The 25,404-nt window shown below is 71.7% G+C and carries 20 protein-coding genes and 2 tRNA genes; 12 read left to right on the forward strand and 10 right to left on the reverse strand.

Annotation, left to right across the window (positions count from 1 at the left end; genetic code table 11):
* The first annotated feature begins 39 nt into the window (after nt 1-39).
* From LQK89_RS05100 to LQK89_RS05120, 5 genes are all read left to right on the forward strand, one after another.
* Nucleotides 40-3,039 (forward strand): alpha-mannosidase, encoded by a 3,000-nt coding sequence (locus LQK89_RS05100; protein WP_231050385.1) that lies wholly within the window; start codon nt 40-42, stop codon nt 3,037-3,039.
* Nucleotides 3,040-3,113: 74 nt separating this feature from the next.
* Nucleotides 3,114-4,073, forward strand: coding sequence for an endo-beta-N-acetylglucosaminidase H (locus LQK89_RS05105; protein WP_231050386.1), 960 nt, complete (start codon nt 3,114-3,116; stop codon nt 4,071-4,073).
* Between the two features lie 192 nt (nt 4,074-4,265).
* Complete coding sequence (locus tag LQK89_RS05110) at nt 4,266-5,447, forward strand: hypothetical protein (protein ID WP_231050387.1); 1,182 nt, start codon at nt 4,266-4,268, stop codon at nt 5,445-5,447.
* Between the two features lie 170 nt (nt 5,448-5,617).
* Nucleotides 5,618-7,162 (forward strand): glycosyltransferase, encoded by a 1,545-nt coding sequence (locus tag LQK89_RS05115; protein ID WP_231050388.1) that lies wholly within the window; start codon nt 5,618-5,620, stop codon nt 7,160-7,162.
* 25 nt (nt 7,163-7,187) lie between these two features.
* Nucleotides 7,188-7,469, forward strand: coding sequence for a DUF1905 domain-containing protein (locus LQK89_RS05120; RefSeq protein ID WP_231050747.1), 282 nt, complete (start codon nt 7,188-7,190; stop codon nt 7,467-7,469).
* A gap of 74 nt (nt 7,470-7,543) precedes the next feature.
* Here the strand turns inward: LQK89_RS05120 and LQK89_RS05125 are convergent.
* Nucleotides 7,544-7,614, reverse strand: a tRNA-Gly gene (locus tag LQK89_RS05125).
* A 56-nt stretch (nt 7,615-7,670) separates the two neighbouring features.
* Here LQK89_RS05125 and LQK89_RS05130 point away from each other — a divergent pair.
* From LQK89_RS05130 to LQK89_RS05150, 5 genes are all read left to right on the forward strand, one after another.
* Nucleotides 7,671-7,994, forward strand: coding sequence for a hypothetical protein (locus tag LQK89_RS05130; RefSeq protein WP_114849060.1), 324 nt, complete (start codon nt 7,671-7,673; stop codon nt 7,992-7,994).
* 54 nt (nt 7,995-8,048) lie between these two features.
* Nucleotides 8,049-8,125, forward strand: a tRNA-Pro gene (locus LQK89_RS05135).
* A gap of 36 nt (nt 8,126-8,161) precedes the next feature.
* Entirely contained in the window at nt 8,162-9,469 is a 1,308-nt protein-coding gene (tig, locus tag LQK89_RS05140; protein ID WP_141860716.1) for a trigger factor, read from the forward strand.
* Between the two features lie 159 nt (nt 9,470-9,628).
* The gene (locus LQK89_RS05145; protein WP_058742932.1) at nt 9,629-10,255 is read left to right on the forward strand and encodes an ATP-dependent Clp protease proteolytic subunit; all 627 of its coding nucleotides are present in this window, start codon (nt 9,629-9,631) and stop codon (nt 10,253-10,255) included.
* Between the two features lie 26 nt (nt 10,256-10,281).
* On the forward strand, nt 10,282-10,941 hold the full coding sequence (locus LQK89_RS05150; RefSeq protein WP_058728413.1) for an ATP-dependent Clp protease proteolytic subunit: 660 nt from the start codon (nt 10,282-10,284) through the stop codon (nt 10,939-10,941).
* Between the two features lie 57 nt (nt 10,942-10,998).
* Here the strand turns inward: LQK89_RS05150 and LQK89_RS05155 are convergent, their stop codons facing one another.
* Both LQK89_RS05155 and LQK89_RS05160 read right to left on the reverse strand, forming a co-directional pair.
* Nucleotides 10,999-11,613, reverse strand: coding sequence for a copper resistance CopC family protein (locus LQK89_RS05155; RefSeq protein ID WP_175326459.1), 615 nt, complete (start codon nt 11,611-11,613; stop codon nt 10,999-11,001).
* A gap of 56 nt (nt 11,614-11,669) precedes the next feature.
* A complete protein-coding gene (locus tag LQK89_RS05160; RefSeq protein WP_231050389.1) occupies nt 11,670-12,386 on the reverse strand; it encodes a YcnI family copper-binding membrane protein in 717 nt (238 codons plus the stop codon).
* Between the two features lie 180 nt (nt 12,387-12,566).
* On the opposite strand from LQK89_RS05160, the gene clpX reads away from it, so the two are divergent.
* Nucleotides 12,567-13,847 (forward strand): ATP-dependent Clp protease ATP-binding subunit ClpX, encoded by a 1,281-nt coding sequence (gene clpX, locus LQK89_RS05165; RefSeq protein ID WP_058742935.1) that lies wholly within the window; start codon nt 12,567-12,569, stop codon nt 13,845-13,847.
* Between the two features lie 187 nt (nt 13,848-14,034).
* Here clpX and LQK89_RS05170 read toward each other — a convergent pair whose 3' ends face one another.
* The 4 genes from LQK89_RS05170 to valS form a co-directional block, all read right to left on the reverse strand.
* Entirely contained in the window at nt 14,035-16,062 is a 2,028-nt protein-coding gene (locus LQK89_RS05170) for a M3 family metallopeptidase (RefSeq protein WP_231050390.1), read from the reverse strand.
* A gap of 9 nt (nt 16,063-16,071) precedes the next feature.
* A complete protein-coding gene (locus LQK89_RS05175; protein WP_231050391.1) occupies nt 16,072-16,734 on the reverse strand; it encodes a TetR/AcrR family transcriptional regulator in 663 nt (220 codons plus the stop codon).
* A 74-nt stretch (nt 16,735-16,808) separates the two neighbouring features.
* The gene (locus LQK89_RS05180) at nt 16,809-17,060 is read right to left on the reverse strand and encodes a hypothetical protein (RefSeq protein ID WP_141860729.1); all 252 of its coding nucleotides are present in this window, start codon (nt 17,058-17,060) and stop codon (nt 16,809-16,811) included.
* Nucleotides 17,061-17,158: 98 nt separating this feature from the next.
* Entirely contained in the window at nt 17,159-19,780 is a 2,622-nt protein-coding gene (gene valS / locus LQK89_RS05185) for a valine--tRNA ligase (protein WP_231050392.1), read from the reverse strand.
* Between the two features lie 310 nt (nt 19,781-20,090).
* Here valS and proP point away from each other — a divergent pair, with 310 nt between their 5' ends.
* Nucleotides 20,091-21,668: a glycine betaine/L-proline transporter ProP gene (proP, locus tag LQK89_RS05190; protein WP_231050393.1), complete on the forward strand. Its 1,578-nt coding sequence runs from the start codon at nt 20,091-20,093 to the stop codon at nt 21,666-21,668.
* A 186-nt stretch (nt 21,669-21,854) separates the two neighbouring features.
* Here proP and LQK89_RS05195 read toward each other — a convergent pair whose 3' ends face one another.
* The 3 genes from LQK89_RS05195 to LQK89_RS05205 are packed head-to-tail and all read right to left on the reverse strand — an operon-like array spanning nt 21,855 to nt 25,386.
* A complete protein-coding gene (locus LQK89_RS05195) occupies nt 21,855-23,459 on the reverse strand; it encodes an ATP-binding cassette domain-containing protein (RefSeq protein ID WP_231050394.1) in 1,605 nt (534 codons plus the stop codon).
* 11 nt (nt 23,460-23,470) lie between these two features.
* Nucleotides 23,471-24,361, reverse strand: coding sequence for an ABC transporter permease (locus LQK89_RS05200; protein ID WP_231050395.1), 891 nt, complete (start codon nt 24,359-24,361; stop codon nt 23,471-23,473).
* Nucleotides 24,358-25,386, reverse strand: coding sequence for an ABC transporter permease (locus tag LQK89_RS05205; protein WP_231050396.1), 1,029 nt, complete (start codon nt 25,384-25,386; stop codon nt 24,358-24,360). The genes LQK89_RS05200 and LQK89_RS05205 overlap by 4 nt, the downstream gene beginning before the upstream one ends.
* Nucleotides 25,387-25,404 lie beyond the last annotated feature (18 nt).

The raw sequence follows: 25,404 nt of genomic DNA on the forward strand, positions 1-25,404 counted from the left end.
GCGCCCGACCTCCCACACCGCTCCACCCGGAAGGACCCCATGCACGACGACATCCCCCTCACCACCGGACGCGCCCGCCGGGTGCTCGACGAGCGCATCCTGCCGGCCGTGCACGCCACGTCGGTCCCGCTCGAGGTCGCCTGGCACGAGCTGCCGGGGGAGCCGGTCCCGCCCGCCGAGGGGCTCGCGCTCGACTGGACGCCGTACGAGGTCGGGACGCCGTGGGGCGCCGCGTGGGGGACGACCTGGTTCCGCCTGACCGGGACCGTGCCGGCGGCGTACGCCGGGCAGCGTGTCGAGGCGGTCGTCGACCTCGGCTTCGACAAGAACATGCCGGGGTTCCAGTGCGAGGGGCTCGTGCACCGCGCCGACGGGACCCCGGTGAAGTCGATCAACCCCCGGAACCAGTGGGTGCTCGTCACCGAGCGCGCCGAGGGCGGGGAGACGGTCGAGCTGTTCGTCGAGGCGGCGTCGAACCCCGTCCTGCTCGACTACCGCCCCTTCCTGCCGACGCAGGAGGGGGACGTGCAGACCTCGTCGTCGAAGCGCCTCTACACGAGCCGCCGGATGGACCTCGCGGTGTTCGCGTCCGAGGTGCACGAGCTGTCGCTCGACCTCGAGGTGCTGCTCGAACTCCAGGCCCAGCTCCCCGACGGGCCGCGGCGGATGCGCATCCTGCAGGCGCTCGACGACGCCCTGGACCGCCTCGACCTGCAGCGCATCGCCGAGACCGCCGGGGACGCCCGGGCAGCCCTGGTCGACGTCCTCGCCGCCCCGGCCGAGGCGTCCGCGCACACCGTCTCGGCGATCGGCCACGCGCACATCGACTCCGCGTGGCTCTGGCCGGTGCGCGAGACGATCCGCAAGGTCGCCAGGACCACGTCGACGATGACCGAGCTCATCGACCAGACCGACGACTTCCTGTACGGCATGTCCAGTGCGCAGCAGTACGCCTGGATCAAGGAGCACCGCCCCGAGGTGTACGCCCGGGTCCGGGACGCCGTGGCCGCCGGTCGGTTCCTGCCCCTCGGCGGGATGTGGGTCGAGTCAGACACCGTGATGCCGACGGGCGAGAGCATCGTGCGGCAGTTCTCGCAGGGGCAGCGGTTCTTCGAGCGCGAGTTCGGGATCCGTCCGAAGGGCGTCTGGCTGCCGGACAGCTTCGGGTACTCGCCGGCCCTGCCGCAGCTCATGCGCCGTGCCGGGTTCGAGTGGTTCTTCACGCAGAAGATCTCGTGGAACCAGGTGAACAAGTTCCCGCACCACACGTTCCTCTGGGAGGGCATCGACGGCTCGCGGGTGTTCTCGCACTTCCCGTCGATGGACACGTACAACTCGCGGCTCTCCGGCGAGGAGATCGCGAAGGCCTCCCGGCAGTTCCGCGAGAACCGCCTGGCCTCCGGCTCGATCGCCCCCGTCGGGTGGGGCGACGGTGGCGGCGGCACCACGCGCGAGATGACCGGCACGGCCGCGCGGCTCGCCGACCTCGAGGGCAGCGCGAAGGTCCGGTGGGAGCACCCGGACGCGTTCTTCGACCGGGCGAAGTCCGAGCTCGTGGATCCGCCCGTGTGGGTGGGGGAGCTGTACCTCGAGCTGCACCGGGCGACCCTGACCAGCCAGCACCGGACGAAGCAGGGCAACCGCCGGTGCGAGCAGCTGCTGCTCGAGGCCGAGCTCTGGGCGACGACCGCGGCGGCCCGCACCGACTTCGCGTACCCGTACGACGAGCTCGATGCCCTCTGGCAGCAGGTCCTGCTGCAGCAGTTCCACGACATCCTGCCCGGCACCTCGATCGCCTGGGTGCACCGCGAGGCGGTGGCGAAGTACGCCGAGACGGCCGCCGCGCTGACCGCGATCACCGAGCGCGCGCTGGCGGCGCTCGCCGGTCCGGGTGACGTACCGGTCGTCGTCAACCCGGCCCCGTTCCTCCAGGCCGGCGCGCCCGCGCTGGGGGCGACCACCGCGGCCGACGTGCCGGCGGCGACCCCGGTGTCGTTGACCGAGCGGGAGGGCGGGTGGATGCTCGCCAACGAACTGGTGCGGGTCGTCGTCGACGCGCGCGGACTCGTCACGAGCGCGGTCGACCTGGCGACCGAGCGCGACGCGATCGCGCCCGGCCGCGTCGCGAACCTGCTGCAGCTGCACCAGGACTTCCCGAACATGTGGGACGCGTGGGATGTCGACCGCTACTACCGCAACCGCGTCGAGGACCTGACCGACGTCACCGGGCTGCGTGCCGCCGTCGACGACACCGGTGCCGCCCGGGTGGTCGTCCAGCGGGCGTTCGGCGACTCGACCGTGACGCAGGAGATCGTCCTGGCGCCCGGCTCCCGGACGCTCGAGTTCGACCAGGTCACCGACTGGCACGAGACCGAGAAGTTCCTCAAGGTGGCGTTCCCGCTCGACGTCCGCGCCGAGCACACCGTCGCCGAGACGCAGTTCGGCGCGCAGAAGCGCGTGACGCACACGAACACGTCGTGGGAGGCCGCGAAGTTCGAGACCTCGATGCACCGCTACGTGCTCGTCGAGGAGCCCGGCTTCGGGGTCGCCCTGGTCAACGACTCGATCCACGGCTTCGACACCACCCGCGACGCGGTCGACGGCCACGTCACCACGACCGTGCGGCTCTCGCTGCTGCGCGCGCCGCGGTTCCCGGACCCGGAGACCGACCAGGGCGTGCAGACGCACCGGTACGGCATCGTCGTCGGCACCGACCAGCTCGGGGCGACGGCGGCCGGCGTCGTGATGAACGCCGGCGCCCGTACGGTGACCGGCGGGCACGGCTTCGCGCCGCTCGTGCGGGTCGCCGGCGACGTCGTCCTGTCGAGCGTCAAGCTCGCCGACGACCGCTCGGGCGACCTGGTCGTCCGCGTGTACGAGCCCGCTGGGCGCCGGGGGACCGGCGGCATCGCCGTGGACGGACCCTTCGGCGACCCGACCGAGGTGACCCTGCTCGAGGAACCACTCGCGGCGATCGACCCGTCCGGGTTCGCCGTCGACGCCTACGAGGTGCGCACCGTCCGGTTCGCGCGCGCCTGACCACCGCTCGCAGTCCCACCAGCGGTCGCAGTCCCACCAGCGGTCGCAGTCACACCAGTTCGAGGAGGAACGAGATGAAGCACTCAACGAAGCTCGGTATCGTCGCGGCGCTCGCCGCGGCGCTCGCCGTCTCGATGGTCCCGGCGGCCGCGTCCGCCGCACCGTCGCCCACCGGCCTGTCACACGGTGTCGGGGCACGACACGGCGTCGGGCACGGGAAGCAGCCGCACGCCGCCCCGACGAAGGACGGACCGACGAGCATCGCCTACGTCGAGGTCAACAACGACCAGCTCGCGAACGTCGGCCGCTACACGCTCGCCGACGGCGCGAACGCGTTCGACGTGGCGATCATCTTCGCCGCGAACATCAACTGGGACGGGTCGAAGGCCGTCCTGTACGACAACGAGAACGTGCAGCGCACGCTCGACGACGCCGCGACCCAGATCCGGCCGCTGCAGGCGAAGGGCATCAAGGTCTCGCTGTCGATCCTCGGCAACCACCAGGGCGCCGGCATCGCGAACTTCCCGACGCAGGCCGCCGCGGAGGACTTCGCCGCCCAGGTGTCCGCGACCGTCGCGAAGTACGGGCTCGACGGCGTCGACCTCGACGACGAGTACTCCGACTACGGCACGAACGGCACCCCGCAGCCGAACCAGCAGTCCATCGGTTGGCTCATCAGCGCCCTGCGCGCCGACATGCCCGGCAAGCTCGTCTCGTTCTACGACATCGGCCCGGCGTCCGACGCGCTGTCCTCGTCGAGCCCGGCGATCGGGTCGCAGCTCGACTACGCCTGGAACCCCTACTACGGCACGTACTCGGCGCCGTCGATCCCCGGGCTCGGGAAGTCGCGGCTGTCGGCGGCGGCGGTCGACATCCAGAACACCCCGCAGTCGACGGCGGTGTCCCTGGCGCAGCGCACCAAGGCCGACGGCTACGGCGTCTTCATGACGTACAACCTGCCGGACGGCGACGTCTCGCCGTACGTGTCGTCGTTCACACAAGTGCTCTACGGGCAGGCCGCGTCGTACCGCTGACCTCGCCTCCGCACGGCGGCCCGCGCCCCGCGCTCCTCGGCTCCGGCCTGGAGGCGCGGGGCGCGTCCGTCGCGCCGCGTCGGCATCACGGGGGACGAGTCCGTACCCCGTTCGTGGGCTGTCGTGTCCGCGGAGCGCGGGGTGGAATGGTCGGTGCAGGACACCCCTGCGTGCTTCACCCGAAGGAGCCGCATGACCGTCACGCTCGCCCGCGCTGTCCAGGCGCCCACCGGGCTCGCGTCCGCCGCGCTCGCGCCCGCCGCCGCGACCCTGCGGCCGCTGCCGCGGCAGGCGGTCCGTTGGTCGCTCCGCGCCGCGTTCGCGGCGCCGTACGTCGTCCTCGCGCTGGTGGCGGCCCGCGCCACGCCGACGCCGCTCCTCGGGCTGACGGGCAACCAGGTGACGCTCGACCGGGCGACCGCAGCACTCGACGGCGAGGTCGTGCAGGCGATCGGGCAGCTCTACCCCCTGCTGTCCGGGGTCCTGCTCCGGTTCATGCCGTTCGGAGTCCAGGGTGCGGCGGTGCTCGGGGCCGTCGCCGCCGGGGTCCTGCTCCAGTTGCTCGCCCAGGACATGCTCCGCCGGGGGCTGCGGATGCGCGAGGTTTTGGCCTTCACGGTCGCCCTCGGCGCGAACCCGCTGTACGCGTTCGTCGCGCTGAACGACCTGCAGGCGTTCCTCGGCATCGCGCTCTTCGCCGTCGCGGTCGTCGACATGGTCCGGTTCTTCGCGTGGGGCGACACGCAGGCGGGCTTCCGCGCCGGCCTCGCGCTCATGCTCTCCACGCTGCTCGACCCGATGGGGTTCGTCTACGTCGGCATCGCAGCGCTCGCCGCCCCCGTGCTCGACCTGGCGCGGCACGACCAGCGTGGCATCCGTCGGGCGAACGTGCTCGTCCTCGTGTTCCCCAGCGTCGCGGTCGCGCTCTCCACCGCCGTGCTCGACTGGATGGTGCTCCACGATCCCTTCGCTGCGATCCGCGGCACGATCGACGTCTCGCCGCAGCGGTTGGCCGGGCTGCACCACCTGTTCGCCACCGCTGACGGGCTGCTCCTGATCGCGATGGTCGTCGCCGGCGCGACCCTGGCCCTGCTCGTCGGTCGACCGGGTGCGATCGCCCTCGTCGTCGCGCTCTTCGTCGGGATCATCGGCGGCTACGCGATCGGTCTCGTCCCGATCGCTGCGGCGGGCAACGTGTTCGTGACGATGCTCAGTGTCGCGATCGCGATCCTGCCGCCGGTCCAGAGCCGGCTGACCGGCGTACTCGTCGTCGTGCTCGCGGTGCTGCAGGTGCCGCTCGCGTGGGCAGCTTCCTCCCAGCGAGAGGTGGTCGTGGAGTGGATGCACGCACTCGTGGCGGCGGTGTCCGGGTGACCGTCGCCGAGTCCGCTCCCGAGGTCCCGCCCAGCGTCCCACCCGCAGTCGTCCGCGTCCCACAGGGCCGGCACCGCGGCCACGAGATCGATTGGCGCCCGCGACACCGCTGCTCCGTCCGACGCCACGTCGAGGAGGGCTGGGTCGCCTCGGCCCGCATCCGGGAGGGCGTGATCGTCCTCACGAGCGGTCGGTCCGACCCGGACGTGCTGCGCGCAGCACTGGCCGAGGAGTTCGGGGAGCCGGTCGTTCTCCGCAGCGCCACCGAGGCCGCCGTGCGGCAGCGCATCGCGTACGAGCTCGAGGAGGAGGTCGCCGACCTCGCCGCCCACGGTCTCGCCCGGACGAACCCGGCCCTCTCCGCCCGCACCGTCCTGTCGCGCGGTCAACAGGTCGGCGGCGCGTTCGCGCTGCTCGTGTTCGCTGCGTGTCTCGTCGCGGTGCCGGGCACCACCGTCGCGATCGCGACCGCCGTCCTGTCGATCGGGTTCCTGGCCGGCATCGTGTTCAAGTTCTGGGTGTCGATGGTCGGAGCGCGCTTCGACCTCGTCGAGCAGGTCTCCGTCGACGACGTCGCCGCGCTCGACGACGACGCGCTGCCGACCTACACCGTCCTCGTGCCCGTCTTCCGCGAGGCGAACATCGTGCACGCCCTCGTCCGCAACCTCGAGGTCCTGGACTGGCCGAAGGACCGGCTCGAGGTCCTCGTGCTCGTCGAGGCCGAGGACCACGCCACGCGCGAGGCGGTCGTCGACGCCGATCCTCCAGAGTGGATGCGCATCGTCATCGTGCCGCCGGGCTCGCCGCAGACGAAGCCGCGCGCCTGCAACGTCGGGCTCGCCATCGCCCAGGGGGAGTACGTCGTCATCTACGACGCCGAGGACCGACCCGACCCGGACCAGCTCAAGAAGGTGTTCCTGACCTTCGACCGCGCCGGCGACGACACCGTGTGCGTGCAGGCTGCCCTGAGCTACTTCAACGCCGACGAGAACGCGCTCACCCGGATGTTCACGCTCGAGTACTCGTACTGGTTCGACTACATGCTCGCCGGGCTCGACGCCCGGGAGCTGCCGATCCCGCTCGGTGGCACGTCGAACCACTTCCGCACCGACCTGCTCCGCGAACTCGGCGGGTGGGACCCGTACAACGTCACCGAGGACGCCGACCTCGGCATCCGGGCCTCGGCCGTCGGGTACCGCGTCGCCGTGGTGAACTCCACGACGATGGAGGAGGCGAACACCTCGATCCCGAACTTCGTCCGGCAGCGCTCCCGCTGGATCAAGGGCTACATGCAGACCGCCCTCGTGCACGCCCGGCGTCCCCGTGCACTCGTCGGCGAGATCGGCCCACGCCGTGCCGCTGCGTTCGCCCTGCTCATCGCCGGCACACCGCTCACCTTCCTCGGCATGCTGCCCGGTGTCGTGGTGACGATCGCGACGCTCGTGCTGCCGGCGGGGTGGACGTCCCCGATGTTCCCCGCGCCCGTGCTCTGGCTGTGCGTGCTCGACTTCCTGCTCGGCAACGCGACGATGATCTACCTGACCATGATGGGGCCGTACAAGCGGGGACGCTTCGACCTGATGGGGTGGGCGCTCCTCAACCCGCTGTACTGGATCCTGCACTCCGTCGCCGCGTACAAGGGCCTTTGGCAACTCATCACCCGGCCGCACTACTGGGAGAAGACGGAGCACGGCCTGACGAAGACGACCGCTTGAGACCTACGATGCCCGCGTGAAGCTCATGTTCGAGGCAGAGGTGATCGAGTGGCGCGGTCCGGCGCCGTACGTGTACGCGGTGGTGCCCGACGACGTCGCCGACCTCGTCCACGAGCTCGTGTCCGAGCTGACCTACGGCTGGGGCGTCGTCCCGGCGGGCGTCGCGATCGGGCGGGTGCGGTGGACGACGTCGCTGTTCCCGAAGGACGGCGGGTACCTCGTGCCGCTGCGGAAGGCGGAGCGGACCCGGGCGGGGGTCGGCCTCGGCGACACCGTGCACCTCACCCTGACGCTCGGCGCCCCCTGAGCAGCACCCCTGGCGCACCGCCCACCGGCCTCAGGACGAGCAACTGACGACCGCGCGGAGCGCTGATGACACGGAGGGGATGACGGGAATCGAACCCGCGTGGCCAGTTTGGAAGACTGGGGCTCTACCATTGAGCTACATCCCCGCGCTGCAGCACTGGTTGCGCAGCGCCACCATCGTAGCGGACGAACGACCCCCGACATGCCATCGAACGTGCTGCCGCAGCCCGACCCGGGCGACACCCGGCGGATCCGCCGCTCGCGGGTGGTGTCGTTCGTGCTGCTGGCCCTCGCCGCCGTGGTGTTCTCGCTCCGGCCGGAGGTCTTCGGCGACCCGCAGGCCCAGCCGTGGCACGCGCTCCTGCACGTGTGGCGGATCGTCGTCGGACTCCTGCTCGTCCTGGGCGCGGGAGCGGTGCAGGTGGCCGTCGGGGTTCGCTGGCGGCAGGGCCTCCGTCGGGCGGCCGACCCGGCTCCTCCACAGCGCGGCACGCCGCCCGGGAACCAGTCACCGGCGGACCGCTAGACTCGTCGCGGTCGTGCGTGCCCTCGGGTGTGCGCGGCCACCCTGGCCCAGTCACGGGGCGTAGCTCAGCTTGGTAGAGCGCCCGCTTTGGGAGCGGGAGGTCGCAGGTTCAAATCCTGTCGCCCCGACCAGGTCCACACGAACGTCAACCAACAGGAGTACATCCCTTGGCCACCAGCACCGTCGACAAGGTGAGCGACACCCGCGTCAAGCTCACCGTGAACGTGACGCCGGAAGATCTCAAGCCGAGCATCGACCACGCGTACAAGCACATCGCCGAGCAGATCAACATCCCCGGCTTCCGCAAGGGCAAGGTCCCGCCGGCGATCGTCGACCAGCGTGTCGGCCGCGGCGAGGTCCTGAACCACGCCGTCGGCGACGCGATCGACACCTTCTACCGCCAGGCGGTGGAGGAGCAGGAGCTGCGCATCCTCGGCCGCGCCGAGGCCGACGTCGCCGAGCTCCCCAACGTGAAGGACTTCACGGGCGACCTCGTCCTCACCTTCGAGGTGGACGTCCGCCCCGAGTTCGACCTGCCGAAGTACGACGAGTACGAGCTGACGGTCGACGCGGTCGAGGTCTCCGACGACGAGGTCGAGGAAGAGCTGCAGAACCTGCGCACCCGCTTCGGCACGCTCGTGACGGTCGACCGTCCGGCCAAGACCGGCGACTTCGCCCAGATCGACCTGACCGCCACCATCGGTGACGACGAGGTCGACTCGGCCACCGGCGTCTCCTACGAGATCGGCTCGGGCGACCTGCTCGAGGGCATCGACGAGGCGCTCGAGTCCCTGACCGCCGGCGAGTCGACGACCTTCGAGTCGACGCTGGTCGGTGGCGACCGCGAGGGCGAGACCGCCCAGATCGCCGTCACCGTCACCGCCGTCAAGGAGCGCGAGCTCCCCGAGGCCGACGACGAGTTCGCCCAGATCGCCAGCCAGTTCGACACCATCGACGAGCTCAAGGCGGACCTCAAGGAGCAGATCGCCAAGTCGAAGACCTTCGGCCAGGGTGCTGCTGCGCGCGACAAGCTCGTCGAGAAGCTCATCGAGGACGTCAACATCCCGATCTCGGAGCAGCTCATCGAGGACGAGGTGCACCGTCACCTCGAGCAGGAGAACCGCCTCGAGGACGAGGAGCACCGCAAGGAGGTCTCCGAGTCCAGCGAGAAGGCCTTCCGCTCGCAGATCCTGCTCGACGCGATCGCCGAGAAGGAGGAGATCCAGGTCTCCCAGGAGGAACTGACCCAGTACCTCATCCAGGCTGCGGCGCAGTACGGCATGGAGCCCGCCGAGTTCATCAAGGTGATCGACCAGAACGGTCAGATCCCGGGCATGGTCGGCGAGGTCGCCCGCTCGAAGGCGGTCGCGACCGTCCTGTCGAAGGTGACCGTCAAGGACTCCAACGGCGGGGACGTCGACCTCTCCGCCTTCACGGCGGGCGTCGCGCAGACCCCGTCGGAGGACGCGGAGTAGTCCGCGACCACCTTCCGCAACAGGAGGCGCGGTGCCAGCTGGCACCGCGCCTCCTGTCCGTTGGCGGGCCGGCCCGACCGCCCAGAGCGAACAGACGCGAACAGCCGCGTTGCACCCGATAAGTTCGACATCAAGCGACAACTGAACGGGAGCTTTTCCATGGCCGAAGCGACACTGAACCCCAGTGTTTTTGACCGCCTTCTGAGAGACCGGATCGTGTGGCTCGGCTCTGAGGTCCGCGACGAGAACTCGAACGAGATCGCAGCGAAGCTGCTGATGCTCGCCGCCGAGGACCCTGAGAAGGACATCTACCTCTACATCAACTCGCCCGGTGGCTCGATCACCGCGGGCATGGCGATCTACGACACGATGCAGTTCGTGCCGAACGACATCGTCACCGTGGGCATCGGCCTCGCCGCCTCGATGGGGCAGTTCCTGCTCTCCTCGGGCACCCCGGGCAAGCGCTACATCACCCCGAACGCGCGCGTGCTCCTGCACCAGCCGTCCGGTGGCTTCGGCGGCACCGCTGCCGACATCCAGACGCAGGCCAAGGTCATCCTCGACATGAAGCAGCGGATGGCGGAGCTCACGGCCGAGCAGACCGGCAAGTCGATCGAGCAGATCCTCAAGGACAACGACCGCGACAACTGGTTCACGGCGCAGGAGGCCCTGGAGTACGGCTTCGTCGACCACCTCCGTGCGTCCTCGAACGAGGTCGTCGGCGGCGGCGGAACCGTGGGCGACGGCGAGACGCCGACCGCGGCTGCCGAGCCCGAGTCCCACTGACCACCACCGAAGAGAAGGAAACGAGAATGCACCTCCCCATGCTCGGTGGCGCGCAGAACGTCCCGGCTCCGTCCGATCGCTACATCCTCCCCAGCTTCGAGGAGCGCACGGCCTACGGCTTCAAGCGTCAGGACCCGTACGCGAAGCTGTTCGAGGACCGCATCGTGTTCCTCGGCGTGCAGGTGGACGACGCGTCCGCCGACGACGTCATGGCCCAGCTGCTCGTGCTCGAGTCGATGGACCCGGACCGCGACATCGTGATGTACATCAACTCGCCCGGTGGCTCGTTCACCGCGATGACGGCGATCTACGACACGATGCAGTACATCCGTCCGCAGATCCAGACCGTGTGCCTGGGCCAGGCGGCCTCGGCCGCGTCGGTGCTCCTCGCTGCCGGTACCCCGGGCAAGCGTCTGGCGCTCCCGAACGCCCGCGTGCTGATCCACCAGCCGGCGACCCAGCAGGGTGGCGGTCAGGCGTCGGACATCGAGATCCAGGCGGCGGAGATCCTCCGCATGCGCACCTGGCTCGAGGAGACGCTGTCGAAGCACTCGAACCGCACGCCGGAGCAGGTCAACAACGACATCGAGCGCGACAAGATCATGTCCGCCGAAGAGGCACTCGAGTACGGCCTGATCGACCAGGTCCTCACGAGCCGCAAGAACCTGCCGGCGCTCGTCAAGTAGCACCAGCACCACGACGGCCCCGCACCTCCCGGTGCGGGGCCGTCGTGGTGTGGCGGGTCAGTCTTCGTCGTCGTGCGGGTCGGCGGTCGGGGCCGGGCGGCGTCGCAGGAGCAGCAGGACCGCGACGACCAGGCCGACGAGCACGACCCCGCCGGCGCCGATCCACAGCGCGTCGGTCGCCGTCGAGTCGCCGGCGCTGGTCGCGGTGCCGGACTCGTCCGCGCCGGACCCCGCGCTCGCCCGGTCGGTGGCGCAGACCGGCGGGTCGGTCGTGCCGGCTGCGGGGGAGAAGCCCGCGGGGGCGTCCCACGTGAAGTCGTACCGGTCGGACACGGTGTGGCCGTCCGCGGAGACGATCTGCCACTCGACCGCGTACTTCCCGGACTTCCCGAGGGCGGCCTTCGTGGTCATCGACGGGCCGTCCACCGTGACGCAGCCGTCCTCGTAGTACCGGCCGTCCGGGCCGAGGACCCGGAACGCGAAGCCGGAGTCCGAGCCGCCGATCTCGAGCAGCCGGTCGTTCGTGGTGATGTCGAACCGGTCCGGGAGCGCGGTGAGCGTCCCACCGACCTGTGGCGTCGACGACACCAGGTAGTTGTGCGCGCTGGCGGGGGCGGCGAGCCCGAGGACCGCACCGCCCGCGATCGCGAGGGCCGTGGCGGACGCGGCCACGATCCTCCCGGGCGACCGCCGACCCGGGGCGGACCGACGGCCGGGCGTGGGACGGGTCACTTCGCGGCGTCCCGGCGGCGGGTGGCCGCGACCGCGACGACCAGGCCGACGGCGCCGACGACCAGGCCGCCGAGGCCGAGGAAGCGACCGACCAGGTCGGGCTGGGCGGCGGTGCTCGTCGACGCGGCGGCCGTGGTGGCGGGGGCGTCGTCGTCGTCACCGCTCGTGGCGGTCGCGGCGGTCAGGACGATCGACGGGGCGGGGTGCTCCGGCTCGGCCTTGCCGGTCTGCTGCACCTGGTCCCAGTCGGTCGTGCCCTGCTCGCAGGTCTGCACGACCGGGAAGGACACGCGGTCGCCGGGCTTGCCGTCGGGGAGCGAGAACGACAGCGAGAAGGTGTCGCGTTCGTCCGCGGGGAGCGGGGTCTTCGCGGTGTAGGTGACGCTCGTGACGCGGACGGCGCCGGCCTCGTCCTCGTCGTTGCTGCTCGACGCCCCGCTCGTGTACGGCTCGGTCGTCTTGGTGATCGTCCAGTTCGGGTTGACCGTCGGCGTGACCTCGATGACGGACTTCGGCACCTGGAACTCGAGCTTCGTGGTGGGGGAGCCGTCGCAGCCGTGCGGCACGGAGAAGGTCGCCGTGGTGTAGGAGTTCGCAGCGGTGGAGGTCGCGTCGGCCTCGACGTGGGCGCTGGCGGCGGCCGCCGTGCCGAGGACGATCGCGGCGGTCACGCCGAGGGTGGCGGTGCCGACGAGGGCGAGGCGCTTGGTCATGGGGTCCTTCCGGTTTCTACAACTTGTAGAGCAGCGGTGCAACGGTACCAGGAGACGACGCCGTGGGCGAACGCCGCGGGACAGGCCGGACGGCGTCGCGGTGGGTGTCGCCGGATGCGGTTAGGCTCGGTCACACCGGGCGGGTCACCCGCGCGGAGGTCAACCAGGGAGGGCACCGCCATGGCACGCATCGGAGAGAGCGCCGACCTGCTGAAGTGCTCCTTCTGCGGCAAGAGCCAGAAGCAGGTCCAGCAGCTCATCGCCGGGCCGGGCGTCTACATCTGTGACGAGTGCGTCGAGCTCTGCAACGAGATCATCGAGGAGCGTCTGGCCGAGGCGGGCGAGGACACCACGAGCGGGGACTTCGAGCTCCCGAAGCCGCGCGAGATCTTCGACTTCCTGCAGGAGTACGTCATCGGGCAGGACCCCGCGAAGCGCGCGCTGGCCGTGGCCGTCTACAACCACTACAAGCGCATCCGGGCGCAGGGGCAGATCACCGCGGCGGAAGACCGCGACGACGTCGAGATCGCGAAGTCGAACATCCTGCTCATCGGCCCGACGGGGTGCGGCAAGACCTACCTGGCGCAGACCCTGGCGAAGCGCCTCAACGTGCCGTTCGCCGTCGCCGACGCCACCGCGCTGACCGAGGCCGGCTACGTTGGCGAAGACGTCGAGAACATCCTGCTCAAGCTCATCCAGGCCGCGGACTACGACGTCAAGCGTGCCGAGACCGGGATCATCTACATCGACGAGGTCGACAAGATCGCGCGCAAGGCCGAGAACCCCTCGATCACGCGCGACGTCTCGGGCGAGGGCGTGCAGCAGGCCCTGCTCAAGATCCTCGAGGGCACCACGGCCTCGGTCCCGCCGCAGGGCGGTCGGAAGCACCCGCACCAGGAGTTCATCCAGATCGACACGACGAACGTCCTGTTCATCGTGGCGGGGGCGTTCGCCGGGCTCGAGGACATCGTGTCGTCCCGGGTCGGCAAGCGGGGGATCGGCTTCGGCGCGCCGCTGCACAGCCCGCTCGACCAGCAGGACCTGTTCGCCGACGTCCTGCCGGAGGACCTGCACAAGTTCGGGCTCATCCCTGAGTTCATCGGGCGTCTGCCCGTCGTGACCACGGTGTCGCAGCTCGACCAGTCGGCGCTCATGCAGATCCTGACCGAGCCGAAGAACGCCCTCGTGAAGCAGTACCAGCGGATGTTCCAGATCGACGGGGTCGAGCTCGAGTTCGACCGTGGTGCGCTCGAGGCGATCGCGGACCTCGCCGTCCTGCGGCAGACCGGTGCCCGCGGGCTCCGCGCCATCCTCGAGGAGGTGCTCGGGCCGGTCATGTTCGACGTGCCCTCGGACGACGACGTCGCCCGGGTCGTGATCACCCGCGAGTCCGTGCTCGAGAACGCCGCGCCGACGATCGTGCCGCGGCCGCGGGCGAAGCGCGTCGAGAAGTCCGCGTAGGTCGCGTCGCACGACGGCCCGGTCCCCTCGGGGGCCGGGTCGTCGTCGTGTGCGGGGAGCGGGCGTGAGCGGAGGCGCTCCGCACAACCAGAAGCACACCACACCACGGCGATCCGTGGCGTGATGTGCTTCCGGTTGAGCGGCAGCGCTCCGTGCCGCCCCCGCGGCCGCCCGCGCCCCCGCGCCCCTACTCCAGCCCGCGGCGGCGCAGCAGCGGCCCGACCTCGGCGTCGCGACCCCGGAACGCGCGGTATGCCTCGAGCGGGTCCTGCGCCCCGCCGACGCCGAGCACCATCGTCGCGAAGCGCTCCCCGGCTGTCCGGGAGAGCCCGCCGTGCTCGCGGAACCACTCCACGGTGTCGGCGTCGAGCACCTCGGACCAGATGTAGCCGTAGTACCCGGCGTCGTACCCGCCCGAGAACGTGTGCGCGAAGTACGTCGACGAGTACCGCGGCGGGACGGCGGCGACGTCGATCCCGGCGGCCGCGAGGGCGTCCCGCTCGAAGTCCTCGACGGACGTGACCGCGGCGGCCTCCTCAGCCGACAGTCGGTGCCACGCCTGGTCGAGCAGTGCCGCGGCGAGGTACTCGGTCGTGCCGAAGCCCTCGTTGAAGCCGGCCGAATCGCTCAGGCCGAGGACGAGCTCCGGCGGCAGGGGCTCCCCGGTCTCGTGGTGCTTGGCGTAGTTCGCGAGCACGGACGGCCAGGTCACCCACATCTCGTTGACCTGCGAGGGGAACTCCACGAAGTCCCGCTCGACGTTCGTCCCCGAGAACCGCGGGTAGGTCGTCCGGGCGATCAGCCCGTGCAGCGCGTGCCCGAACTCGTGGAAGAGCGTCTCGACCTCGTCCTGGATCAGGAGCGTCGGCGATCCCGGTGCGGGCTTCGCCACGTTGAGGTTGTTCACGACGACCGGGAGCGTGCCGAGCAGGTGCGACTGCTCGACGACGGGGTTCATCCACGCGCCACCGCGCTTGCCGTCCCGCGTGTAGAGGTCGAGCAGGTACAGGCCGACCTCTGCGCCGTCCTCGGAGCGCACCTCGAAGACGCGGACCTCGTCGTTGTAGCCGTGCAGGTCGGGGCGCTCGGTGAAGGTCAGGCCGTACAGGGCACCGGCGGCGTGGAACACCCCGTCGTGCAGGACCCGGTCGGCCTCCAGGTAGGGGCGGAGCGCGGAGCTGTCGGCGGCGAACTGCTCGCCGCGCAGGACCTCGGTGGCGTACGCCCAGTCCCACGCCTCGACCTCGAAGCCGACGGTGCGGGAGCGGACGGCGCGCTCGTCCTCGGCGTTGGCCGCCGCGGCGGGCACGAGCGAGGACAGCAGCCCCTCGACGGCCTCGGGCGTCCGTGCGGTCTCGTCCGCCGTGACGACCGCCGCGTGGTTCGGGAACCCGAGCAGCTCGGCACGCTCGGCGCGGAGCCGGACGATGCGGAGCAGCACGTCGCGGTTGTCGTGCTCGTTGCCGCGGCGGCCGCGCGAGAGCGACGCGCGCATGATCCGCTCGCGGAGCCCGCGGTCGGTCAGCGACGCGAGCCAAGGGTGGCCCGTGTAGAGCGGCAGCGTCACGAGCCAGCCGTCCAGCCCGCGGTCGGACGCGGCGCCCGCGGCGGCCGACTTCGCGCCGTCGTCGAGCCCGTCGAGCTCGCGCTCCTCGGTGACGTGCACCGCGAGGTCGTTCGTGTCCTCGAGCAGGTTGCGCTCGAAGGTCGTCGTCAGCGTCGACAGCTCCTGGTTGATCGCCGTCAGTCGTTCCTTGCCGGCGTCGTCGAGCCCCGCGCCGGCGAGGGTCATCTCCGTGTGCACCCGCTCGACCAGGCGACGGTCCTCGTCGGTCAGGTCCGAGCGGTCGCCGAGTGCGGACCGCACCGCGTCGACCCGCGCGTACAGGCGGGAGTCGAGCGTGATCGCGTCCCGGTGCGCGGCGAGGAGCGGGGCGACCTCGGCCTCGAGGTCGTGCAGCTCCGGCGTCGAGTCGGCGGACGACAGCGTGAAGAACACGTGGCTGACGCGGGTCAGCAGCTGGCCGGAGCGCTCGAGTGCCACCAGGGTGTTCTCGAACGTCGGCGGCGCCGGGTCGGTGGCGATCGCCTCGACCTCCGCGCGCTGCTCGGCGATGCCGGCGTCGAACGCCGGACGGAAGTGCTCGAGCCGCACGTCGTCGAACGGCGGGAGGGCGTAGGGGAAGGTGCTCGGTGCGTCGAACGGGTTGGCCATGGCCCCACCCTACGGACCGTCGGTCCTGTCCACAGCCGGACGGGAGGATCGTGGCGGCGTCGCCACGCGCCTCCCGTCCGCCGCCACGCGCCTGGCGTCCGTCGCCACGTCGACCAGCACGGCGGCCGCGCTCCGCGCGTGTGCCGCCGGCGTCGTCTCGCCGGAGATCGCCGCGGTCGTCTGCGCGCCCTCGGCGAGGAGCGCGAGCTGCGCGGCGAGCGTCTCGGCGGCGTCCCGGTCGGCGACGACGGTCGCCGCGAGGTCCGCGACGTACCGCTGGAAGGACGCCTTGTGCGCGCGGGCGATGTCGGCGACCTCGGGGGAGGTCGCTCCGAGCTCGCCGAAGGCGTTGATGAAGCCGCAGCCGCGGAAGGACGCGTCGCCGAACCAGTCCTCGAGGAAGTCGTAGACGGCCAGGAGCTTGTCGCGCGGGGTGGTCGCGGCGTCGACGGCACCGCGGACGCCCCGCTCCCAGAGGTCGTGCCGACCGCTGAGCACCGCCGCGACGAGCTGGTCCTTGCCGGGGAAGGCCGCGTAGAGCTTCTTCAGCGAGACGCCGGCACCGGTGCGGATCTCGTCCATCCCGACCGACTGGATCCCGCGGGCGTAGAAGAGCTCGTCGGCGACGTCGACGATGCGGTCCCGGGTGTCCGGGTCGACGGTGGTGGGCATGACGGTCCCGATCCCTGGTCCAGCGGTCCCGGCCTTGCGTCGGGAACGACGGTTCTCACTCTACGCCGCGGCGGCTAGTCCTCTTCGGGGGCGTCGTCCGGGTCGGTCACCTGCGCGTGGCCGTCGGGGTCGAGCCGGATCGACGTGCCGTCGTCGAGCTCGACGATCGGCTTGCCCTCGAGGAACGTCAGCGTCCACCGCCACGACGACGCGTCGACGGACGCGGCGGCGAGCTCGTCCTCGACCCCGCGCACGGCGACGACCATCGCCTCGGGGAGTCGCTCGGGTGGCTGCCCACCCACGTTCCAGCGCGTGCCCAACTGCATCCGTGCCTCCAGTCCGGTGTGGACCGGCCGCATCGGCACGACGCGACCGGCGCGGGGCCGGCCGCGTCGCCGACGTGACCGGCCCCGGGGAGCCGACGCTACGCCTGCTGCTCGGCGAGCTCGATCTCGGTGACGGCGAGCTCGTCGCCGTCGGTGAACGACAGGTTCTCGATGCGGCCGACGGCCGCCAGGTCGACCGCCGCGCGCTCGATGAGCGCCCGCTGCTCGGCCGGCGCCGCGACGACGGCACGCGTCACGGGCGTCTTCTGGGACGCCTTGGCGGCGGTCTTCGCCCCGCGGATCCCGATGAGCGCCTGCCCGACCGCACCCAGCAGCCCCGTCGGGCCCTGGGCGATCAGGTTCGCCGCGCTCGGCCCCGCGGCGGCCGCCAGGCCGCTCGCCGTGGGCCACTGCGCCCGGTGCACGCTGGTCTCGTGGATCCAGGCCCACACCTCTTCCGTCGCGAACGGCAGGAACGGTGCGAGCAGCCGGAGCAGCGCGTCGATCGCGGCGCGGAGCGCCAGGACGGCGCTCGCCTGCGTCTCGTGCGTCGCGTCGGACGCCGTGCCGTAGGCACGCTCCTTCACGAGCTCGAGGTAGTCGTCGCAGAAGGTCCAGAAGAAGCGCTCGGTGACCTCGAGTGCACGGGCGTGGTCGAAGCCGTCGAAGGCCGCGGTGGCCTGGTCGACGACCGCGCCGAGCTCGGCGAGCATGTCGACGTCGAGCGCCTCGGTGACGCTCGTGGCACCCTCGGGCAGGGGGAAGCCGTAGACGAACTTCGCCGCGTTGAGGACCTTGATCGCCAGACGACGGCCGACCTTGATCTGCTTCGGGTTCTGCGGGTCGAACGCCGCGTCCGTGCCGAGCTTCGACGAGGCCGCCCAGTACCGGACCGCGTCCGCGCCGTGCTGCTCGAGGATCGACAGCGGCGTGACGACGTTGCCCTTCGACTTCGACATCTTCTTGCGGTCCGGGTCGACGATGAAGCCCGAGATGCTGGCGTGCTTCCACGGAGCGACGTCGGCCTCGAGCTGGCTGCGCAGCACGGTCGTGAACAGCCACGTGCGGATGATGTCCTGCGCCTGGGGGCGGACGTCGTACGGGAACACCAGGTCGTACAGCGCCGGGTCGGTCTCCCACTTGCCGGCGAGCTGCGGGGTCAGCGACGAGGTCGCCCAGGTGTCCATGACGTCGAGCTCGCCCTGGAACCCACCGGCGACGCCGCGCTGCGACTCGTCGTAGCCGGGAGCCGGCTCGGACGCGGGGTCGACCGGCAGCTGCGCCTCGGTCGGCACGATCGGCTGGTCGTAGACCGGGTTGCCGTCCGCGTCGAGCGGGTACCAGACCGGCAGCGGCACGCCGAAGAAGCGCTGGCGCGAGATGAGCCAGTCACCGGACAGGCCGCCGACCCAGTTGTCGTAGCGGACCCGCATGAAGTCCGGGTGGAAGGCGATCTCCTCGCCGCGCTGGCGCAGCGTGGTCTTGAGCTCCTCGTCGCGTGCGCCGTTCACGATGTACCACTGGCGGGTGGAGACGATCTCGAGCGGCTTGTCGCCCTTCTCGAAGAACTTCACCGGATGGTTGATCGTCTTGACTTCGCCGACCAGCTCGCCGGACTCGGTGAGGGCGTCGACGAGGACCTTCTTGGCGGAGAACACCGTCTTGCCGGCCATCTCGGCGTAGAGCTCCTTGCCGCGGGCACTCTCGATCCAGGTGGGCTCGTCGGAGCGAACGCGACCGTCGAAGCCGATGATCGCGCGGTTCGGCAGCTGCAGCTCGCGCCACCACACGACGTCGGTGGTGTCGCCGAAGGTGCAGACCATCGCGATGCCGGCGCCCTTGTCCTGCTGCGCGAGGTGGTGTGCGAGCACCGGGACCTCGACGTCGAACAGGGGGGAGCGGACGGTCCTCCCGAACAGGTCCTGGAAGCGCTCGTCGTCCGGGTGTGCGACGAGGGCGACGCACGCGGGGAGCAGCTCCGGGCGGGTGGTCTGGATGACGACGTCCTCGCCGCCGTCGGTGCGGTGGAAGGCCAGGCCGTGGTACGCGCCGGGCATCTCCTTGTCCTCGAGCTCGGCCTGCGCGACCGCGGTGCGGAAGGTGACGTCCCAGAGCGTCGGGGCGTCCGCCTGGTAGGCCTCGCCGCGCTCGAGGTTGCGGAGGAAGGCGCGCTGGGCACTCGCACGCGACGTGTCGTCGATCGTCCGGTACGACTGCGTCCAGTCGACCGACAGGCCCAGGGTGCGGAACAGGTGCTCGAACTGCTGCTCGTCCTGGACGGTCAGCCGCTCGCACAGCTCGATGAAGTTGCGGCGCGAGATCGGCAGCTGGTCGGCGGCCTTCGACGACTTGTTGTCGCCGCCCTCGAACGGCGGGACGAACGCGGGGTCGTAGGGGAGCTGCGGGTCGCAGCGGACGCCGTAGTAGTTCTGCACCCGACGCTCGGTCGGCAACCCGTTGTCGTCCCAGCCCATCGGGTAGAAGACGTGCTTGCCGCGCATCCGCTCGTACCGGGCCTTGAGGTCGGTGTGCGTGTACGAGAACACGTGGCCGATGTGCAGCGAACCGGAGGCGGTCGGCGGCGGGGTGTCGATCGAGTACACCGCGTCCTTGGTCGCGCTGTCGCGGTCGAACCGGTAGGTGCCGTCCTGCTCCCAGACCGGACCCCAGACCTGCTCGAGTCCGTCGACGGTGGGCTTCTCGGGCATGGGCTTCGACATGGCGGGGCCTCTCGATCGATGTGTGCGGCACCGAGTCCGTGGTGAGGTGCCTGAGTGTCCGCGCGCACTGCGCGGCGAGTCGATGGTATCGCCAGCACGTGCGGCGGCGCACCCGCCGCGGTCGGCACCGGCCGTGGCACCTGCGGCGGTCGGTCCCGACTGCGTGTACCACAGGAGGAGCCGGGACACGCTGGAGAGCGCCTGGTAGTCTGTCGGAGTTTGTCCGGCGAACGTGGGTTCCGTCGGGACCGCACCGTTGCTCTCCGCCGGACGCCCGAAGGCAAGACTCAGCACTACCGGAGGAACGAACTTGGCACCGCACGAAGCACGGAACCAGCAGGGCGACCGCCCGCTGCGCACGAAGGCCGCCGCGAAGCGCGCGCGACGCAAGCTGACCGAGGACGACGTCACCGTCGTCGAGGAGTCACTGCTCAAGCGCGCCGTCGCCGCCGCCGCACTCGGCAACGCGATGGAGTGGTTCGACTTCGGCATCTTCGCGTACCTCACGGTCACGATCTCGAAGGTCTTCCTGCCCGAGGGCGACCCCACCTCGAACCTCGTCGCGACGTTCGGCTTCTTCGCCGCGGCGTTCATCGTCCGCCCGATCGGTGGCGCGGTGTTCGGCCCGATCGGTGACAAGATCGGCCGGCAGAAGGTCCTCGCGCTGACGATGATCCTGATGGCCGCCGGCACGCTCATGATCGGCCTCATCCCGTCGTACTCGACGATCGGCTTCTGGGCCCCGGTCCTGCTGCTCGTCGCGCGCTTCGTGCAGGGCTTCTCGACCGGTGGTGAGTACGGCGGCGCCGCGACCTTCATCGCCGAGTACTCGCCGGACAAGCGCCGCGGGTTCATGGGCTCGTGGCTGGAGTTCGGCACGCTGGCCGGCTACGTCCTCGGTGCGTCGATCGTCACCGTCCTGCAGTACGCCATGCCCGAGGACGCGCTCCTCAGCTGGGGGTGGCGCATCCCGTTCATCGTCGCCGGCCCGCTCGGCCTGATCGGGCTCTACCTGCGCCTGAAGCTCGAGGAGACCCCCGCCTTCCAGAAGCAGCAGGAGCAGGCAGCCGAGCGCGAGTCGCAGAAGACGCCGTTCCTCAAGCTGTTCGCCGAGAACTGGCGCTCGCTCATCGTCTGCATCGGCCTCGTGCTCGTCTTCAACGTGACCGACTACATGCTGCTGTCGTACATGCCGACGTACCTCGAGACGAACCTCGGCCAGAACGCCACGTTCGGGCTCATCCTGATCGTCATCGTGATGATCCTGATGATGGTCGTCATCACGTTCGGCGGTCGGCTGTCCGACAAGTTCGGTCGTCGTCCGGTCCTCGCCGCGGGCTGCATCGGCTTCCTCGTGCTGTCCTGGCCGGCGCTCAAGCTGGTCCAGACCGGCACCGGTGTCGGCGTCTTCACGGGTCTGCTGCTCCTCGGCCTGGTCCTGGTGACCTTCACCTCGACCATGCCGTCGACGCTCCCCGCGCTGTTCCCGACGATCATCCGCTACGGCGCCCTGGCGATCGCGTTCAACGTGTCCGTCTCGCTATTCGGCGGCACCACCCCGCTCGCGACGCAGGCGCTCATCGCCGGTGCGAAGGACGCGGGCCTGTCGTGGGCCGAGGACATCCCGGCCTTCTACCTGATGGCCGCGGCCGTGATCGGCCTCGTCGCGGTGTACTTCACCAAGGAGACCGCCGCGACCCCGCTGATGGGCTCGGGCCCGACGGTCGCGCACGAGGACGAGATCGCCGACGTCATCAAGGACTACAACGACCCGACCTCGGAGCTCGCGCAGTCCGACTGGGCGAAGGACTTCTCGACGAGCGAGATCCCGATCATCTCGGGTGACGCCCCGACGCCGGGGCAGGACAAGGAGACGACGGGCGCGTAGGCGTCACATCCACCGGCCTGGAGGCGCGGTGCGGGTCCGTCCCGCACCGCGCCTCCTGCGTGTGGTCGCGTCGTGCGCGCGCCCCGGATCCGAGTCTCGGGCAGGGCGACGAGTCCCGGGCCGGGAGGCCCGGGACCCGTCGCCGAGCACGAGACTCGGCGCAGACCAGAGCGGTCCGGTGCGCGCTCAGGCCGGGCCGGCGGCCAGCCGCGCGGCCGCGGCCAGCAGGCGCGCGGTCTCCGGGTGCTCCGGCGCGGCCCACACCCGCGCGGCCGGACCGTGCTCGACGACCCGGCCGCCGTGCACGACGAGCACCTCGTCCGCCGTCCGCCGGACGGCCCGCAGGTCGTGCGACACGAGGACCATCGCGACCCCGGTCTCGTCCCGGAGCCGCTCGAGGAGCGTCAGCACCGCGTCCTGCACGGTCGCGTCGAGGGCGGTGACGGGCTCGTCGAGCACCACCACCTCGGGCGCGGTCGCCAGCGCCCGGGCGATCGCGAGCCGCTGCCGCTGCCCGCCGGAGAGCGTCCGCGGCGACCGTGGCCGCAGCGCCGGGTCGAGTCCGACCTGCCGCAGCGCCTCGTCGACACGTCCGCCCAGTGCCCCGCGCGCGCGGCGCTCGCGGCCGTCGGACAGCGCGTCCGCGAGCACCCGCTCCACCGTCCACCGCTCGTCGAAGGTGGCACCGGGGTCCTGCACGACGGCGGCCACGCGGTGCCGGCGTGCCCGACGGTCGCGCTCCGGCAGCGGCACCCACGGCGCGCCGTCGAGCGTGACCGTGCCCGCGTCCGGTTCCTCGAGGCCGAGCAGCATCCGCGCGACCGTGGTCTTGCCGGATCCGGAGGCCCCGATCACGCCGAGGACGCGCCCCGGCCGCACGGACAACGAGACGTCCTGCACCGCGGGAACGCCCGCGAAGGACCGGGAGAGGCCGCGCCCCGCGAGGATCGCCGGGCCGACCGTAGCCGAGGGCCCGTCACCAGCATCGTCGCCGGCGTCGTCGCGGGACCGGTCGGCCCGGGCCGCACGCACCAGTGCCTGCGTCGCGGGGTGCTCCGGTGCGGCGAACACCGCCGAGGTCGGACCCTGCTCGACCACCGTGCCGTCGTCCACGACGACGACCCGGTCCGCCCACCCCGCGACGAGCCCGAGGTCGTGCGTGATGACGAGCAGCCCGGCCCCGCGGCGCTGCGCGGCACGCAGCTGCTCCATCACGGTGACGGCGACGGCCGCGTCGAGGGCCGTCGTCGGCTCGTCCGCGACCACGAGGTCCGGAGCGCCGACCGTGGCCGCGGCGATCAGGGCACGCTGCCGCATCCCGCCCGAGAGCGTGCCCGCGAGCCGGCCGTCGTGCGCCAGGTCCGGGTCGAGGTCGACCGCCGCGAGCGCCGTCCGGACGGCGTCGATCCGCTCGGCGGCGGTCATCCGGGTGTGCAGCCGCAGGGCGTCGCCGACCTCGCGGCCGACCGGGCGGAGCGGGTCGAGGGCGCCCAGGGCCTCTTGCCCGACGTAGCCGACCGTGGCACCGCGAAGTCGCCGCCACTGCCGCTCCGACAACCCCCGGACGTCTTGTCCGGCCAGCCTGAGTACCTCGGCGTCCACCGAGGTCCCGGCCGCCGAGAGCCCGAGCACCGCCCGCGCGGTGACGGTCTTGCCCGAACCGGAGGCCCCGACGAGCGCGACGCACTCCCCGCGCGCCACCGTGAACGCGACGTCGTGCACGAGCACCGCGTCACCCGCCCGGACGGTCAGGCCGCGCACGTCGAGCACGCTCGCGCCGAGCTCGTCCACGCCGGGCCCGCTCACCGCGGCGCCCCGCTCCGTCGGACGGCACGGCCGAGCACGGTCACGGCGGTCGCGAGCACGACGATCGCCAGCCCGGGGAAGGTGCTCGTCCACGGTGCCGTGAGCAGGTAGGTGCGACCGTCGGCGAGCATCGCGCCCCACTCCGGGGCCGGCGGCGGGGTCCCGACACCGAGGTAGCTCAGGGCCGACGCCCACACGACGGCCTGCCCGACGCCGAGGGTCGCCACCGCGACCACGGGCCACAGCGCGGCGGGCAGGACGTGCCGCACCAGCACGACGCCGGGGGAGCGGCCCTGCAGCACGGCCGTCTCGACGACCTGCGAGCGCCGGGCCGTGCGGACGAGTCCCCGGACGATCCGTGCGTAGCCCGGCGCGATCGCCGCCCCGACCGCGAGGGTCGCGGGCACCGGACCCGGTCCGGTCACCGCGATGACCACGAGTGCGACGAGCAGCAGGGGCAGCGCGAACGCCACCTCGGTGATCCGTCCGACGACCGCGTCGACGAGCCGGCCACCGAGCCCGGCGACCGTCCCGAGGACGACGCCGGCGAAACCGCCGACGAGGGTCGCGAGCACGCCGACCAGGAGCGACGCCCGGGTACCCGCGACGACGCGCCCGAGCACGTCGCGCCCGGACTCGTCGGTGCCGAAGGGGTGCGCCCACGACGGCGCCTGCAGCGCGTCGGTCGGGTGCACGGCGAGCGGGTCCCCGCCGCCGAGCAGCGCGGGGAACGCCGCCGCGAGGACCGCGAGCACGACGACCGCCGCGGCGACGGTGCCGACCGGCCCGAGCGTCCCCCCACGGGACCGCTCGGACCGGCGGGCACGGTCGCCGGGGCGCTTCACGGCACCACCGGCCGGGAGGCGCGGGTCGACGATGCCGCTCACCGCGCCACCGCCCCGTGGCCCGTCCCGACCCGTCGCCGGGCACCGCAGCGCGCTGCGCCGTCGCGACCGCGGGGGTCGACGGCCCGCTCGACGAGGTCGGCCACCGCGAGCACGACCACGTACGCCACGGAGGACACCATCGCGATGCCGACGACGAGGGGCATGTCGCGCTGCGTCACCGCCGCGACCAGGGCGCGGCCGATCCCGGGCAGCGCGAAGACCGACTCGACGACGACCGCGCCGGACACGAGCGAGCCGAAGGCCCACGCGGACAGCGCGATGCCGGGGAGTGCGGCGTGCCGGAGCAGGTGACGGCCGAACAGCCCGAGGCGGGACTCGCCGCGACCCCGCGCGGCGAGCGCGAACGCCGACCGCTGGGCGTCCACCACGCCGTCCCGGACCGTCTCGGCCAGGTAGCCGGCGACCGGCACCGCCACCGTCAGGACCGGGAGCACCCAGCCCGCCACGCTGCCGTCGGACACGGCGGGGACCCAGCCGAGGCCGCTCGCGAACACCACGATGAGCACGCTGCCGAGCCAGAAGTGCGGCACGACGTTCGCCGTGACCGTGATCGCCCCGGTCAGCGCCGCGGCCACCCGGCCCCGCTGCGTCGACCACCACGCGGCGACGACCGCGAGGACCCACGCGACGACCAGCCCCGTCACCGCGAGCGTCAGCGTCACGGGGAGCTGCTGCCCGAGGAGCGTCGCCACGGGTGTCCGGAACGCGTACGAGTCGCCGAGGTCGCCCGTCGCGAGCCGGCCGAGGAACACCGCGTACTGCACGAGCACGGGTCGGTCGAGCCCGTACTCGCTGCGGACCTGCGCGACCGCCTCGGCGGAGGCCTGCGACCCGGGCCCGCCGAGGATCGCGAGCGCCGGGTCACCCGGGATGAGCCGGATCGCGACGAACACGATCGTGGCGACCGCCCAGAGCACGCCGATCCCGCCGGCGACGCGACGGATTCCCCACAGTGCCCAGCCGGACCAGCCGACGGGCAGGCCGCCGCGCGCACGACGCACCACGGGCCTCCCGTCCGGTGA

The organism is Curtobacterium sp. C1 (genome assembly GCF_021049325.1).
Lineage (GTDB): Bacteria > Actinomycetota > Actinomycetes > Actinomycetales > Microbacteriaceae > Curtobacterium > Curtobacterium citreum.

Excerpts from the sequence above, each read along its gene's own strand:
- LQK89_RS05105 (WP_231050386.1), top strand. The coding sequence starts at position 3,114 with ATGAAGCACTCAACGAAGCTCGGTATCGTCGCGGCGCTCGCCGCGGCG.
- LQK89_RS05120 (WP_231050747.1), top strand. The coding sequence starts at position 7,188 with ATGTTCGAGGCAGAGGTGATCGAGTGGCGCGGTCCGGCGCCGTACGTG.
- LQK89_RS05175 (WP_231050391.1), bottom strand. The coding sequence starts at position 16,734 with ATGCCCACCACCGTCGACCCGGACACCCGGGACCGCATCGTCGACGTC.
- valS (WP_231050392.1), bottom strand. The coding sequence starts at position 19,780 with ATGTCGAAGCCCATGCCCGAGAAGCCCACCGTCGACGGACTCGAGCAG.
- LQK89_RS05150 (WP_058728413.1), top strand. The coding sequence starts at position 10,282 with ATGCACCTCCCCATGCTCGGTGGCGCGCAGAACGTCCCGGCTCCGTCC.
- LQK89_RS05100 (WP_231050385.1), top strand. The coding sequence starts at position 40 with ATGCACGACGACATCCCCCTCACCACCGGACGCGCCCGCCGGGTGCTC.
- LQK89_RS05130 (WP_114849060.1), top strand. The coding sequence starts at position 7,671 with ATGCCATCGAACGTGCTGCCGCAGCCCGACCCGGGCGACACCCGGCGG.
- LQK89_RS05145 (WP_058742932.1), top strand. The coding sequence starts at position 9,629 with ATGGCCGAAGCGACACTGAACCCCAGTGTTTTTGACCGCCTTCTGAGA.
- clpX (WP_058742935.1), top strand. The coding sequence starts at position 12,567 with ATGGCACGCATCGGAGAGAGCGCCGACCTGCTGAAGTGCTCCTTCTGC.
- LQK89_RS05180 (WP_141860729.1), bottom strand. The coding sequence starts at position 17,060 with ATGCAGTTGGGCACGCGCTGGAACGTGGGTGGGCAGCCACCCGAGCGA.
- LQK89_RS05160 (WP_231050389.1), bottom strand. The coding sequence starts at position 12,386 with ATGACCAAGCGCCTCGCCCTCGTCGGCACCGCCACCCTCGGCGTGACC.
- LQK89_RS05170 (WP_231050390.1), bottom strand. The coding sequence starts at position 16,062 with ATGGCCAACCCGTTCGACGCACCGAGCACCTTCCCCTACGCCCTCCCG.
- LQK89_RS05110 (WP_231050387.1), top strand. The coding sequence starts at position 4,266 with ATGACCGTCACGCTCGCCCGCGCTGTCCAGGCGCCCACCGGGCTCGCG.